Below are 15,351 nucleotides of genomic sequence, written 5' to 3' on the forward strand. Positions count from 1 at the left end.
GGGGTCACTTACATAACAGTGCAACTGTATTAGGCATTTTGACGTGCTTTGTGCCAAAAACGGATCTTCAACGCCCCCAACACGGACGGCTTTGTAGTGGAGGCGAAGCCACACGAAAAATCGTCACCGTGCTTGGTATTGTTAGAACTAGTGCTCATATGAATTCAGGGATATTTCCCTCATTGTCTATATTGATTACTAAATTAAATAGTTGTGAATCTTTGGCGTGCCAATACTCTTCTTCATCAATAGAAACATGGTCTTTAATTTTTAGCGCCAGTAATGATAGATATTCTTCCAGCTGCTTAACTATCAGCTCAATGTAGTGTTCATGAATATCATAATGATCTCCAAACGCTTTCTGGCTTTCTTTGAAGTATTCATTAATTGGTTTTAACTTCCACTCAATTTGGAAGTGTAAGCATAAGAACCTTATGTTTTCGAAAAAAACCTTCAAATACATAACCCTACCGATGTCCACTCCCATGAAGTAGTCTCTACCTATATTTTCTTCGATAAATTCTTTGTATCTATGACAATTAGACAAGAATGAATTAATATTTAGCTCAAGACTTTTCCATGATTTTTCTGTGAAATATGAAATCAAAAACGCCTCTAGAGATAGCTGGCTTAGACTGTCTTTTTTGTGTACTTTGTATGAGAAATCATCTTGCTTGATGTAACTATAGAAATTTTTTCTAACAGTCGATTTCACGGGAGTGAAAAACACTTCTTCGGAATCGACATCAACTAGGCAAATAAATACCGGAGTCGGAAACTTCATCCAGTAATTTGTTGTTGATATTTTTATCCCTGAGAAGGTGTAGTGATCTGATTTTGTCCATTTTATTGTTCTTATTCCTTTTAGCTGTATAGAAATCAGCTCGCCAGTTAGCTGATCATTGTTATCAACTAACTCTATATAGCAATCGATGCCGTAATCCCTCTCCGATACTTCCCTAATAATCCAGTTATCGGGCATATTTCTTGAGAAAATCTTGAAAGATTTTGTTTCAGTTACGTGCTTAGGGTCTCTTTTTGGCAATTGCACTAAGTTTATTTCCTGTAGTTCTAACAATCTCGATCTACGAGCGATTTGGGCGTTTATTTGTCGTGAATCGCCACGAGTTTCTACTTAAGGAATTTTTATCATAGCGGATAACTTATTGCTACAAAAAGCTTTGGGATGAAAACGAACCAAATCGCTCGTTTTCCTGGCTATACGAGAAACTTGTAAATAAACAGCCAAAATTAGGCAAGGTGAAAACCTGCTTCTAGCTATTTCAGGTCATTTCTACCTATTTTGAAGCCTATTCACTATCCATCTATAACTACATGGCTTTAGCTCAACTAAATCAGCCTCACGTCTTTCTGCATTAAGCGTATCAAGCTGTTCTAGAAACTGGTCATACACCTTTTGATACCTCACTACCGTATGGATGCGCAGGTATTCGTTTATCACTTCATCAATGAGGTCATGTACTTCTTGAGGTAGTTGCTTGGTTCGATTGCCTTTGGCTTTATGCCTTGGCATCAATGCGTTTTTATCCCAGCCGCTTTCCACAAAAGTTTTTTTCCAATGGGCTAGCGTGCGCCATGACGGTGGGCTGCTGTCGTTTATCGCCGCCGCCTTTTGGGCAATAAATGGGGTTAACCATTTCTCGGTATAGGCTGGAACACTTTGCTCAATTGCGCCTTGCACATACTTATAGCATCGCTCCATTTCTTTTCTGGATGCAACATCTTCGGCAGTTTCAGCTTTTGGCTTTTTAACGTTACTGAGTGGTTTAAAGGTTAATTTGGTTGGTAGCTCACGCCGTGCGATGGTTCTGAGCTGGCCGTTTGACACCAGTTGCTCAAGCCTTGGCTTCGCAAAATTAAAACGCCCGCCGCTTTCAATGTCCGTCAACACCACATCAGTTCCCGCAACGCTTTCAACCGCAAAGTAAGAGCATGAGTGTTCTGATAGGCGTTTTACTAAAATCAGGTCGGGGTTTTGCAAGTCCATTATGGTGGCGTTTCCTAAAGCAACTGCAAATCATAGTTCAAATAGCGTATACCCTACTTGAACACCACCAATACCGCTTAAAAGTGTTCATTTAGGGTGGTTTAAGGCGTTAGTACGCACTATGTTTATTTAGTCTAGATGCTAAATGAACAATTGCCATGAGTAAGATTGGATATGCGCGAGTTTCGACTACAGATCAGTCTTTAGATATACAGATAGCCAAACTTGAGGAAACTGGCTGTGGCAAGGTGTTTACCGATATGGCTTCAGCATCGAACACCAAACGCGACAGGTTTCAAGCACTACTTAGCTACCTTCGTGCGGGTGACACCTTAATTGTGACTCGAGTCGACCGTATCGCTCGTTCCGTACTCGACTTACAAACTTTAGTGAACCACCTAAAATCCAACGATATTCAGCTACAAGCGCTAGAACAACCCATCTCAACCGACTCAGCCTCAGGCAAAGCCTTTGTAGATATGCTCGCCGTGTTCGCAGAGTTTGAACTCAATATCAGAAAAGAGCGCCAGCTTGAGGGCATTGCAGCGGCTAAAAAAAGCCGGTAAATACAAAGGCCGCAAGCCAATATCTGAAAACGTAAAACTTGATATCCACCGCTTGTACAAGCAAAATCAACCTATTGCAGCAATCGCTAGAGAGCTAAAACTCTCTAGGAATACAGTTTATAAAGCTATTAAATTAAAAAAATAGCTTTTAGTGGTAGACAATCATAAGGAAAATTTAGTGATTTCAAGTGTGGGGCAATTCTTAGAGCTGATAGCAGACCACGATATCGATTTTTGGTACCGAGGTGTTGGTGATCTCAACTTCAAACCCAGTTCACAAGTTGAATGGCGTGGGCTAGATAAGACGAAAGAAGACACTGTTGCATACAGGTTTCTCCGTGATTATGGCAAATACTCCGAAACAGAGAGCCACAACCCATGGAAAGTTTACGCTCTAATGCAGCACCATGGTCTGCCAACTAGGCTACTAGACTGGTCACGTTCGCCTCTGGTCGCGTTGTTCTTCGCCGTTACCCAAGAACCTCTATCTGAAAAAGGTCAAAGGGCAATATGGGTTCTTGATCCACACGCCCTAAATAAATTAGTGACAGGATTGAATTTGATATATTGCCCTTCGCAAATGGGCAACAGAAGAGTTTTTAACGCTCATGAAGCAGGAAACCCTGACTATATCGCTGAAGGAGGCTTGTTATGGTCTAACTTTGCAAAAAGTGATGACGAAACAACTGATATTGAATCGTACTCTTTAGATGAGTATTTACCATATCCCCTCTTTTTGCTTTCACCATCAAATTCTTTAAAGTCATTTACTTGGGAATATCCGCTGGCAATTGAAGCTAGCTCTTTAGATGGCAGAATGGATTTGCAGCACAGTGCATTTACGATTCATGGCAACAATAATGAACCACTAGATACATTTTTAAAAAGACACAACCGAAGCGATATTTTGAAATGTATACATATTGAAAAAGGGGCTGAACACGCAATCCTAGCTCAGCTAAGCAAATGCGGAATCAATAGAGAAAGCATTTTTCGTGATTTGGACTCCCTGTGTAAAAGAATTGTGTCTGATGTTTTATCTCAAAAATAAACTTACAGAAAAGCTGTCTCGTTTACCGTGTCTAGTTATACTTTCTCGATTTGGCTGATAGTGACGCTACCAATAAGCCAACGGAAAGTAGACCACAGAGTGACAAGATAGCCCCAATGAGATTTAAAACCTCACTTTCCTGTTTTATATCAACAACTTTAATGTTTGTAAAAGACTGAACGGTGTAGAGTAAAGAATTTGAAATATCTGAATATGTTGAGGATTGGTTGCAGGAATAATTTATCAAAGCAAAAGTAATAAGAATAAAGGTAACTGACTTTATAATGTTAAATGGGCGCTCACCATATCCCCAGTAGAGCTCTTGCAAATACATCCATGAAGACCCTAGTAAGGATAACAATTCAGTTTTAAAATTCCTCTTACTATCAAAATAAATAAAGCTATGCCATAAGCTTGCCCTTTTTGCTTTCTGTTCTAAAAAGAAGTGCTCTCCTGCAATATCAGGATATCCCAGCCGCGAATAGGCTATTTTCGCATCGTGATGAAAAGCTTTTTTTAAAGTTTGGGAGAATTTGACAATGCTAGAGTATTCTATTTGACAATCTGTTAACTCAGACGCACTTAATGCAAACTTTTCCTCCTTAACCCTACATTTAAACAAAAAAGACTCTTTTTTAATTTCAGTTTCCCCATATTCAAAACTACAGTTAGCTAACTTGCCGTCAGATACAGCTATTTCTGCAACAGACTGATAGAAAGTTGCGGCATGTAAATCACCAACCACTTTAAAGTTACGAAGAGTACAAAACAGGAATTGCTGATAGCTGGTAATCACTGGTGATGCTAAGACTAGGTTGTCTAAGTTTGTAAACTCTAAGTTTTTAAGACCTATTAGTCCTTGCTCCACAGCCACACCTTTCCCACCAAGCTTTAATAGCTCAAGCCTAGGAGGACTGGCCGCTTCCCCAGCCATTAACGATTCCATCGATATATCCGGCATGTACCGTGGAATATTTAGCGTAATATTAGAGCTACTATTTGTATAATCAGCCTCTGCTGATGTACGATTTCGAGGAGTAAAATGAAAAATTATATCTTCAATATCGGAGATGTTTTCATTAATAGCCCAGTCAAAATAACTAAAAAATGAGGTCTTACTCTGTATTTTTTTACCCTCAGGCTCATGTATTAAATCAGAATCTACGATAAAGCGGTGCAATACCTTTTTGACTCCAAAAGGATAGTTTTCCTCATATTCAATATAATTTATTCGCTGCCCATAGTATCTGACAAACCTCGCAGGACCATGATAAAGCAAGCTTTCTATTGATATTGATTGGTCTAAAAGCCAGTTATTAAATTTTGGAAGACTATTTTCTAGAAACTGAACAATTCTTGGGTAATCATTTAGTCGCCGCCATTCGTTAAACTGTTCATCATCCCAAAACATCCACTCATGTGGGTCCAGCTCTATAAATTCTTCAGGTTTTTTGTTTTTATCTTCGTTCAAAATCACTTCAAACATACCCCTGTATTAGCCTTCCCATAATAATGGCACATTTGAGGATTGTTGAATTCACAGCGGTTTATATCTAGTATAATTTTGCTCGGAGGGTTTTCTTGAAGTTGATCTTGTGTAAAACAAGTCATCCTTACAACTTTCTTGAGCTCTTCAGCTGCTCTAAGGCCATGTTTTAGGCCATATCTTTCGTGATCATTCGTGTAAGCACTCAGAAACCAAGTTTTACAATCTTTTGGAGCATTTGCTTTATGAAGAGAGTTTAGGAGTAAGCGATTATCTTTAAGAATATAGTCACAAGCCGTGTCAATGCTTGTGTAGTGATACAGAAACCCATCACCTGAATCGGTATCTCTGAAGTTTTGCATCATCGATATCCTTTACTAGCCAATTTCACTATGTATTACGCACAATAATACAAAGATTTTAACTTAGGCAATTAAAAAATTTTTTTATCCCATTCACATACCCGCGCTTATAGATCTCGTTTCCCTTAGCATCTTTTACTTGACCTGTAGGCATAACCTCCCAGCCTTGCTTGTTAAAAAACGCATCAGAAATTGCGTCTTTAATGGCTTCAACTTCCAGCGGTACCAATTGTTTGTTTTCAAGTGTGGTGTTGGTTTTATCGCCTTTGGTTCTGTCTATAAACAAGTCTGAGTTGGCTTTTAATGTGTTGAGCTGGTCACGGTATTTGTTTCGTTCGGCAATCAGTGAGCCTACTACGGCTCTAATCACTGGGTCATCGATAGCATCCAGAATATGTTGGTCGTTGCTGTTCAATAGCTGTTTTTGGCGCACTGAGAGCGGCTTTTTACACGTTGTGCCTGCATAGGCTGCCCAAGCCTCAATTAATTGCTGAAAATGCTTACCTGTGCGATTACGGATGGTTTGTGTTGATGGGCCGCCTTGCTCTTTAGACAGCCGCCCGATCGTTGCCATAGAAAAGTCGAGAGGCGTTATCTTACTTTGTTGCTCAAGCACTGCATTCAATACCGTTAAAGCATTGGCGGTTCTTGCGGTGGCGCTTGCGCATAGCTCTTGCAGCACTAGGGTTGGGTCAACTGGATTAGCCATTTTTCTTCACTCCTAAAGTGGCTGTTGCCATGCTTGCTAATGTTCTGATGCTAATGCCTGTGTTACTTTCAATCGCTTGTACACCTTGCTCGAGCAGGCCTGCGTCTTTCAAGTAAGCTTCAGTATCAAGGTAAGTTGAAAGCATTGTCATGGCTTTGCTTTTGTCTGGCTCTTTAGTGGCATTTAGCATGGCATTGACCATCACATTACCAAGCTTAAGCTGCGCTTCGTCGTCGAGCTGCATCAGGATTGGTTGGTAGCCCATGCGCATTAGCATGGTGTTTAGCATGTTTGATCTGTGATTAATGGCCGTGGTTTTCTTTAAGTCATCTTTTAAGTCTGCAAATACTTCTGCGTCATCGCAGATTTGGATCAGCTGCCTAAACTCAGATTTCGTGTCTAAAAAGCTAAATAATGGTGATATGTCTTGTGCCGAGCCAAGCGCAATTACTTTGTCTTTGCAGTCGTGCTCTTCCCGATTTTGTTCAATACTTAGTACCCTACGGATCACTTGAAAACACGCTACTAAGTCTTTGCAGTATTCATCGGCTTCGGTTTTGTGTCGCTCAATACGCCTGTCTATGCTGTTTAGCTGGTCGCGCTTACTAAAAGGAGTGCCATTGACTTCACAAAAGTATTCTTCATCCAACAAACTCGCTTGCTCGCCCTCGAGTTCCGCAGCAATTTTGGCCGCTTCCGTGGCGTGATAACTTAGGTTATTAAAGTGAGCCGTAAGCGATTGAATATAGCGGATGCTGGTAATAAACCAGCGGCAGCGAATACAGTTTTCTATGCCGTGGGGTACTGGCGCGTGTAGATCGGCTTGGTTTCGATTCGCCTTTTTGAGTTTATCGCCGCCATTCCAACACCCAGCAATAGAAGCATGTTCAACCAAGGGCGAGGTGTTGCCTCCCGCTAAACAAATACCTATCGACTTTTCTTGCCACCCAGCGGGGTTACGCACTCTCAATGCAGTTTGTAGCGATTCAATGTCTTTGAACGCCGCTTGCAGGCCGATTTCTTCAATAGATTTATTGGCTAGGAATGACTGCAAGCTATCGTCTTCTTTGTCGATTATTTTCCTTCGGCCTCGCGCATTTTCTTGGCCATCATCACAGGCGTGAGCTTGGTGTAGTGCAAAGTCATGATTAAACGACTGTGGCCAACCAACAGCTTTGACAATATTGGTGTGGGTATTTCCCCCTCAATGGCGTAGCAAGTGATCAAAGAAACGCGTAATGCATGCAAAGGAAATAGCGGCCTTCTGGCATTTTTAGGGTCTACAAAATGTACTTTGGCACCATCTCTTAAAGTATGCTCTTTTTTCGCCACATCGTGCTCGAGTTGGGCAAGCAAAGCCACCCAAAGCGCGTTAACATAACCATCTGTAATTGGCATGCGCCGTTCGCGCTTACGATACGCAGCAGCATTGCGAAACAAAAAGCAAATATCACCAATTTCACTGCGCTGAATTTTGGTTTTAGTGCTACCAAAATGCTTGTAATCTAAGTCGTAAATAGAGGTGGGTTTACTGATTGGGTTGTACTTTTCTTGCCAATTTCTTAGCTTTTCTAGCCAATACAACACCTCTTCATGTTGCCACGGGATCACGTATCCCCGAGTTATTTCATCTTTGTTTCTATCAGCGGTTTTTTTGGTGTTGATGTACATGCCCGTCATCACATCACCAATATCTGGCGTAATAATGCGGTGGAATACCCCTTTTTGCCATGGGCGCTTATCGCAGCCTTCAGCAAAATGATGTTGCGTATTCATTTGCCACTCGCCATTGCTGTAACGCCAAGTATCAGCCTCACCCGAGTCCAGCATTCGTACTTGAAAGGTTCGTAAAGGTAACTGCAATTTAAGATACAAAGCCATGGCACGAACAGGCGACCAAATTAAGTAAATGCTGTCACCCTTTTCTAAGGTTCTCAGTGCACCATCAATTCTTATTTGCCGCTGTTTATCTAGCGTGTGTTTTTGCCAAACACAATCGGGGTCTGCTGTGTCTATCACCGACTCATCAACCAAAATCCAATCTTTTAAAAAACGAGCATTGGTGAAGAAAATCTCACTGTAGTCTATGGCCCATTGCCATTGCTTAAAGTGACCTCGAGGCGCGGGGCATAATATGCGGCGCAGTTGTTTAATGTAGACATAGGGTAAAGCGTTGTAGACCGTCTCCTGCCGCCTTACGGGGTTTTGCTCTTTATCAAAAGGGTTTTGAAATAGCGGCACAGGATCGCCATTGTCATCTGGTTCTGAGTAGTAGGTGTCAATTATCCAGTCAATAAATCGGCATACATCGTTGTTTTGCCTAACACGGTAGCCTTCGTTCAGCTCAAACGACATAAGAAATTTGTTGTAGTCTTGATCTGCCAGTGTAAAAAGCTCAATGGGGTCGATAATAAATCGCGGTACCAGGTATTCATCTAAAAAGCGTGAAATTGCTGCGCGTGAGTGGTCAATGCCGTATTGCTTTTGTTCAAGCCAAGCAGAGGCCAACTCCCGCCATGTTTCCCAACCTGAGCCGTTTTTCTTGATAAACCAATTGAACTCATAATCCTGTGTTTTCATGGTTTATATCTCCTTAATTTAGGGTACTTACCGCTAAATAGCCCATCTGGATCAATATCTTCAAAGCCCGATTCCATCACGTTTTGCCAGCTCACGCTGACGTCTTCTTTAAACTCGGCATAGTGTTGACCATCAAGGTTTTTTGACGCTCTTTCACATGCCAACGTCACATCTCTAATACTGGGTTGGGTATATACGGCTTGTGATAACAACGAAGCATGGTGGAGTGCCTTTTTGATCAGCCTTGGATCAATGCCCGCGCTCGACATGCGTCTGCCATAAGCATGATGGTGAGCATGCGGGGTTCGTCCTTCGGGTTTTGACACAACAAGGTTGATGCGAGCCATGGCCGCTTTATAACTTTGGTTAAACGCGTTTAGGGTGAGTGATTGGCCTTCATGCGCTTGCGAAAAAGACACAAATGCGTAAGGGTGCATTCTTGGCAACGGTAATAGGTAAAGTAAGTATTGCTGCCACAACTTGGCAAATAGCTCGCCGTAAAAGGCAGGAAACCAGTGCAGTTGAATGTAGTTTTCGTCATCATCAACTACTTTGGTTTTCCAGCCAATTCGGCCGGTACCCGTCATGCGGTTACGAGGAATTAAGTTGAAGTTCTCAGCCAAGTACGCTGCGCGTGTTTTTTGTCGTTTGCGGCCAGTCCAGTTATTTGGTGCTCTGCCATCTTCGGGGTGATACAAACGTACTATCACACCACTTGGGTTTTCTGGGTCGTAAAACACATCATCCACCCAAAGGTGCAAAGCATCACTTTCGCGTACACCGGTGCCATGCATCAGCAACACAATAAGCTGATCACGCAGTGCCACGCGCTTATCTCTGGCTTTGCCTAAACCTTGAATAAAAAAGGGTTTAAAGAGCTTTTCTGGAAATGAAATGGCATCACCGTCAACCTTAAGCACATCCTTTTTACCACGTACCTTGCGCACGGTTTTAAGCACACTGGGTAAAGGGTTGCTTTTGATATGGCCTAAAAAGTTGTACTGATTGCGTTTGTACCATGCAGCATAGTTAAGGCGTTCTTGATGAGAGCTGGCTTGTTCAAATGGATTTAAGCTAGTTGTATTTCTGTTATTGGCGAGCCAATCCGTTAAGCCATTTAGCGCAGATAAAAGTTGATTTACGTTTGCTGTAGAGCGAGGTAGCCAATATAAACCCGATGGATCATTCCCTTCTGGGCTAATGGTACCCAGTGACAAACGCATTACAAATGATTGAAATAACTTGCTGGCGTCTGAAAATAATCCTGTGTTGGCTTCCATGTACTCGAGTAACAATTGGCAAGCAAACGTAATGCGATTCATCCATGGCAAACTTTTAATGTGCGACTGGCTTATAACGTAATCAAGTAAGGGATCGAATACGCCATATTCGCTAAGCAACACAGGTACTTCAATCAATAAGCCTGAATTATCTGTTTTAACCTGCGCAAGAACTTTGACTAACACGGTAACGAAACCAATTAGTGCTGAAGAGTTTTAGTAGATTAGTATAAGAAGTGCTATTGATCTAATGAACTAAGAATTAGTTTTTTACTTTAAAAGAATAGGAATTAGTATGTTTTAGTATAGTTTTAAGTGCTATTAATAAGACTTACACTTCAAACAACACATATTGGAGTTTGTAGTCTAAGTTTGCATAAAGGCATCATCATTACTTCAATGACTTAGCATTTTGATGGAAGTATAACTTGGCATAAAAGTGAAGTAAAAGAATGTAAAAAGTGACTTTGATAAATTAACCTCTTTTCATGAGGCCCAACTTTAAACTACATATTAGCCCTGCATGTTAACAAAGTGCATCATAAAATATAATGGCCCCACTAACATTTGCAGGGCTCATAATGACATTTAAGGACAATAAAATATAGATATTTAGTACAGCGTTATCTGCCTACGGGCTGAAACCGCACTATCATCAACAGCCGTTTTGCCACTCCCGATACTGAACCTAACCCAACTGAAATTGGCGTAACAACATGCTTTGTCTGCTCATCAACCATAAAAATAGATTCCCCCTCTCCTAAAGAAGCTTCCACAATCATGTCTTCATTTAGGTCAAAAACTCTGGTAATTCCTCCATCTACTTTACCATCAATATATAAAACAGTTACTGAACCATCAACCATATCTTGATGCAAGTATACTGGAGCCGGAAATGCGGTACTCGTTAAAGTAGCAACATAACCAATCAGGGATACTTGTACTTCAAAAGCTCTACTGTCAGATTTTTCTGAGAATGCCCAAGTTTCAAATTTACTTTTGAGGACAGCCTGAATAACTGGATGACTGATAAACTCATCAGAAATAAGTGTGAACTCCCTAGTCTTACCCGATTCTTCAGAGTTTAAACTCACTGGAAGTGAATAAGTGTTTCGCTTAGTCCATTGAAAACTATCATTAACTCTTATTCCCCAACGAATTCCTCGCAGCAAATTATTAGAAGCATTTTTCCCTGCGACTAATCTAGACATCTCCTTTTTTACCATGCCTCGTATCTTTAACACTTCTGGATATGACTCCAGTTGAACAAAATCTCTCTTAAGTGTAAGTTTATTGTTGCACATAATAATTACCTCTTCCGATATAATCGATAACTTAAGTATTGAAAATGCCCATTGAGCTCTTTGGGTGCGTAAACGATGTGCATCGCTCATGTTCAATAATGAATTAGTGATGTTCCAAAATCACGAAGATAAAATCCGGAAAATTTTCGGATTTTTCGGATTTTTCGGATTTTTCGGATTTTTCGGATTTTTCGGATTTTTCGGATTTTTCGAAAATATTTGTTTACACTGTGAGTCTGTGTATAAATTTCAGCTGCTTACCCTAGCATAAGGCATCGTTTTAGAACGCTGAACGTGCTTGATGACTACAATCGCCAAACGTTCCTATACAAGCTCCACGGCTGAGCTGGTTATCCGAGTTTAGGAACGTGTCATTGCATAGCGTGGAAAGCCAAAAAAATTCGTGTGTATATGCTCCTGAATTTACGTCGAGCGCTTTGGAGAGAATTAGCAAACCCACATTATCAGTTAAGTGATCCAATTGACTTTCTCTCATTTTCACTTATCCCTTAGACATTTAATTACCTTCCTTTTTTCAACCAATGGATAGGTTTGCTCCCAAACCAAAATTAGTTCTCTAGAGTTGCATTTAATTTCTAAAGCAACGTGCTTTATCTTGCCATAGTAGAGCTCTAGAGCTACTTTCTTGCTGGTTGTATTAATACCAGCCCACACCCTAAATATTGGAATACTAATAATTAAGTGTTCCATAGCTTTCCTTATTGTATTCTCCTCAGGCATTGATTCAGTACTATGCTCATAATGCCACCTTACAAGTTTTGCAATTGACTTTTCAGATACCCCTGTACCTTTTCCAGCAAACAAATTAGGTAGTGCGTCTCCTTTGCTGCTAAAAGGCTTACTTAATCCTTGGTCATGAAGAAACTCATAAATTATTGCCGTATAATTAGCTACTTCTTCAAAGTTTTGAGCACCGGGGCATTGTCCAGCAAGATTGCGCCCATATAAATACTCTTTTAACTCACTTGGGCGATAACGCTTTCCTTTTTTCTTACATTGAAAATATCCAGATGAATAGCTCTCTTCTTCTCCATTAACAAACATACAGCTGTCCTGTAGTGAAAAGTTAGATTGACTTCTGTTTTGATTCCATTCTTTAACTAGATGTTCCAAACATGCAGGACAAGGTATTGACTGACATATTTTTGATTGGGTTTTCCCTGTTTCACTATAAAAGTATCTAAAAATATTATCGTAAACCTCTTTTGCTAAACCACCAACCTTGTGACTTAATTCTGGATCCTTGGTAAAGCCAAAGCACCAAATTCTTCCTTTCAAGCCTATTAACTCGACATAAATTTCAGAACTGTTTTCACACTTAAGTATAAATCGGTTAGATTGAATTGAGTCAGTACAAGTATACACCAAACCATCAAGATAATTTGTAGCTCGTCCCTTAGCACCTTTACTAAAATGCACCATGAGTTTGTACAAAAAGTACTTCGGAAATAAAATATTATTTCCTTTATGGACGAGCTCTAAAACGTATGCGTATTGCGCCTTAGACCAACTGTCAAGCACTTTTTTTGTTAACAATTCTTCGTTGTGTGGAAAAATATGCTCGGTATAAGCCGGGATCATATATCTTTCTCTATCTAGTGGTATCATGAAACCCAATTTCTTGTTACTTAATATATCGAGCAAATCTTTTGAAAACTGATGAGAATCTTCATAAAACAAAGCAGTGTCACGGAATTCATAATGAACTAACTTTTTGAAATCTTCTACAGTGATTAAACCTGCAATGCCGAGCTTCTGTTCACGACTAATAAGCTTACCGTAAAATTCTGATTTATAATGAAAGTTTTCGCAGGATTCATCTTGTGGTGGAAATAAGCAATACAAGCCTTTTTGTATTAGGTCTGGGTGAACAATTACCCACTTTTCTTCATTTTCATTATTTATTCCTCTATTCCCGAGTATTGTTATCGTACCCATATAGTCTAAATAACGTAGAGTGTCTTTCCTATACTCAGGTAACTCATCTAGAGAAATTCCAGCTTTTGTTAGAGTGCTAGCCAACAGTTTATTAATTTTATTATCACATTTAATTACCTGCATGAAAGCTCGAATCTCATAGAAAGGCTCAGGAAAGAGGTCCATTAAACTACTTTCTATATATTCAGAAATTTCTATATATACACCAAACCCTGTTTTAAATGAAAAATGCGATAACGACGAACTTATTGCCTTTTTTATGTTCTCTGCATCAGCTGTCACACACAACTTGGACTTCATTTCCTCTGTGTTTAAATGAAAAAAAACTTGGTCTGAAATTCTAAATCGTTTTTTTGATTCTGGGTACAGTTCATGCAAATAGTTAGCTGAAATGTTTTGTCTCTTTTGGCCTATAGAAGGGTTTATTATTGGTAATATTGTGGCATCCAATGGCTCAGGTATATTGCTCTCAATATGCTCTAACCAAAACCGTACTTCACTACCTTGAGTATCTTGATTTACAACAATCAGATACAACGCACTTTCTTTAAAAAATAAACTATGGGCCATCATTTGAATTTCCTGCCCACCTAAATCCATTAAGTTTAGCCTTACATTGATCAAAGGTTGGCCTACTCTTTCAACAGGAATAGAAATCACTGAACGTTCAAAACCTTGCGTTCTAGATAAAGAGCCAAAATCAATTTGCTCATCGCTCAACGCACGAAACAAAGTTGTTTTTCCTACCATTGGTTGACCAATAATAAGAGCTCTCAAGAAGGGGAGTGGTTTTTCTGCTTCTAAATTTTCTAGTTGAAAATACCTTCTGAGTGCCGATATATCGTCATGCATATTTTCTGGTATATCAGCCAAGTTGTTGTTTCGAAGGTCTAGATGTATAAGTCCCTGAAGATTTTTCGAGCGAGCCAGTGCCCTAGCTCCCTGAATACCAATATCGTTGTCCTGGAGGCTTAGTTTTTTAAGGTTTTTAACTTTATTAGAGTTAGCTAATGCTATGGCGGCCTTGTCACCTATCGTAAAATTTTCGCAAAGTCCAAGCTCTAACATTTGAGACATAAGGTCTGAGTTTGCCAAAATTTTTACACCGTTGGAGCTTATATTACACTCATTAATTTTCAGCTTTTGAATATTTTTCATATACTTTGATTTTACTAACGACTGAATGTTGTCGTCAGTAAAACCGCATCGAATCAATGTAAAAGTAGCAACCGTACTTATATACTTTGAATTCAATAGAACATTGAAAGCTTCAGGGGTGGAGCCTTCATCAGGTTGCCCCCCCTCAAAACCTTGGTCCAGTACAAGCGTAGAAATTGACTGTAAATGTTCGTGGTTCGCTAATGCTATAATACCTTCATCACTAAAATCGCTTTCAAAAGTAAACTTTTTAATTTGTCTTAAAAACCCTGACTCAACGATACTTTTAATTGCGGTATCGCCACATTCACAACCCAGATACAGCTCAGAGAGTGCCCTTATATTTTTAGAGTGAAGAAGTGCTTTTAATACTTCTAGCTTTAGATAGTTAAGTTTAAGTACAGCTACTGACCTCATATTCTTTGAATTTACGAGCTCAATTGCACCTGGACCTTTGGACGGATTTCCACGCATATCTAAAAACTTCAGTGAAGTAAGGTAGCTCGAATTGGCTAAAGCTCGGAAACCTTCATCTGCAATAGTGTTCAAGCTTAGATCAAGTCGTGAAAGAGATTTTAAAGACTTAGACTGGGAAAGAACTATAACTCCTTTATCAGAAATAAAATTGCAACATAGATCAATTTCCGAAAAAAGCTGAAGAACCCCTGAACTAGCAAGTATCTCAATGTCTTCGTCTGTAATCTGGCATCCTCTGAGGTTTAAATCACAAATACGATCTGGGTTTGTATTTATGTCTACCCATCGCTCATAAACTTTTGCTTTCATTTTCATTATTTAAATACACCCACATCTATTTTCATTCTCTCTAGAATAGATAATTATTTGCCGTGTAAAAATACTGTTAAAATCAGTTGCATTTTGAATTTT

The 15,351-nt window shown here is 39.8% G+C and carries 13 protein-coding genes; 3 read left to right on the forward strand and 10 right to left on the reverse strand.

The annotated features are described in order from the left end of the window. Window positions 1–154: 154 nt before the first annotated feature. Both NH462_RS00505 and NH462_RS00510 read right to left on the reverse strand, forming a co-directional pair. On the reverse strand, window positions 155–1,051 hold the full coding sequence (locus tag NH462_RS00505; protein ID WP_253103193.1) for a DUF4365 domain-containing protein: 897 nt from the start codon (window positions 1,049–1,051) through the stop codon (window positions 155–157). A 243-nt stretch (window positions 1,052–1,294) separates the two neighbouring features. After that, window positions 1,295–2,008, reverse strand: coding sequence for a hypothetical protein (locus tag NH462_RS00510; protein WP_253103195.1), 714 nt, complete (start codon window positions 2,006–2,008; stop codon window positions 1,295–1,297). Window positions 2,009–2,166: 158 nt separating this feature from the next. Here NH462_RS00510 and NH462_RS00515 point away from each other — a divergent pair, with 158 nt between their 5' ends. Genes NH462_RS00515 through NH462_RS00520 form a run of 3 tightly spaced genes read left to right on the forward strand, consistent with a single transcriptional unit; the run spans window position 2,167 to window position 3,625 of the window. Further along, on the forward strand, window positions 2,167–2,574 hold the full coding sequence (locus NH462_RS00515) for a recombinase family protein (RefSeq protein WP_253103197.1): 408 nt from the start codon (window positions 2,167–2,169) through the stop codon (window positions 2,572–2,574). Window positions 2,575–2,626: 52 nt separating this feature from the next. Next, window positions 2,627–2,719, forward strand: coding sequence for a helix-turn-helix domain-containing protein (locus NH462_RS22975; RefSeq protein WP_366033145.1), 93 nt, complete (start codon window positions 2,627–2,629; stop codon window positions 2,717–2,719). 33 nt (window positions 2,720–2,752) lie between these two features. Next, window positions 2,753–3,625, forward strand: coding sequence for an FRG domain-containing protein (locus tag NH462_RS00520; RefSeq protein WP_253103199.1), 873 nt, complete (start codon window positions 2,753–2,755; stop codon window positions 3,623–3,625). Between the two features lie 31 nt (window positions 3,626–3,656). On the opposite strand, the gene NH462_RS00525 is transcribed toward NH462_RS00520, so the two are convergent. The 8 genes from NH462_RS00525 to NH462_RS00560 form a co-directional block, all read right to left on the reverse strand. Continuing rightward, window positions 3,657–5,111 (reverse strand): hypothetical protein, encoded by a 1,455-nt coding sequence (locus NH462_RS00525; protein WP_253103201.1) that lies wholly within the window; start codon window positions 5,109–5,111, stop codon window positions 3,657–3,659. After that, the gene (locus NH462_RS00530; protein ID WP_253103203.1) at window positions 5,099–5,476 is read right to left on the reverse strand and encodes a hypothetical protein; all 378 of its coding nucleotides are present in this window, start codon (window positions 5,474–5,476) and stop codon (window positions 5,099–5,101) included. Before NH462_RS00530 ends, NH462_RS00525 begins: the two co-directional genes overlap by 13 nt. A 55-nt stretch (window positions 5,477–5,531) precedes the next feature. Further along, on the reverse strand, window positions 5,532–6,182 hold the full coding sequence (gene gmtX, locus NH462_RS00535) for a gamma-mobile-trio protein GmtX (protein ID WP_253103204.1): 651 nt from the start codon (window positions 6,180–6,182) through the stop codon (window positions 5,532–5,534). Further along, window positions 6,175–7,236 (reverse strand): hypothetical protein, encoded by a 1,062-nt coding sequence (locus tag NH462_RS00540; RefSeq protein ID WP_253103206.1) that lies wholly within the window; start codon window positions 7,234–7,236, stop codon window positions 6,175–6,177. Before NH462_RS00540 ends, gmtX begins: the two co-directional genes overlap by 8 nt. Before the next feature lie 20 nt (window positions 7,237–7,256). Further along, window positions 7,257–8,762, reverse strand: coding sequence for a VPA1269 family protein (locus NH462_RS00545; RefSeq protein ID WP_253103208.1), 1,506 nt, complete (start codon window positions 8,760–8,762; stop codon window positions 7,257–7,259). Next, a complete protein-coding gene (gene gmtY / locus NH462_RS00550) occupies window positions 8,759–10,228 on the reverse strand; it encodes a gamma-mobile-trio recombinase GmtY (RefSeq protein WP_253103210.1) in 1,470 nt (489 codons plus the stop codon). The genes NH462_RS00545 and gmtY overlap by 4 nt, the downstream gene beginning before the upstream one ends. 437 nt (window positions 10,229–10,665) lie before the next feature. Next, window positions 10,666–11,436 carry a 2OG-Fe dioxygenase family protein gene (locus NH462_RS00555; RefSeq protein WP_253103211.1) on the reverse strand — a complete coding sequence of 257 codons (771 nt, stop codon included), beginning with the start codon at window positions 11,434–11,436 and terminating at the stop codon, window positions 10,666–10,668. A gap of 408 nt (window positions 11,437–11,844) precedes the next feature. Next, on the reverse strand, window positions 11,845–15,255 hold the full coding sequence (locus NH462_RS00560) for a GTPase (RefSeq protein WP_253103225.1): 3,411 nt from the start codon (window positions 15,253–15,255) through the stop codon (window positions 11,845–11,847). Window positions 15,256–15,351 lie beyond the last annotated feature (96 nt).

The organism is Pseudoalteromonas sp. OANN1 (assembly GCF_024124685.1).
Classification (GTDB): Bacteria; Pseudomonadota; Gammaproteobacteria; order Enterobacterales; family Alteromonadaceae; genus Pseudoalteromonas; species Pseudoalteromonas piscicida.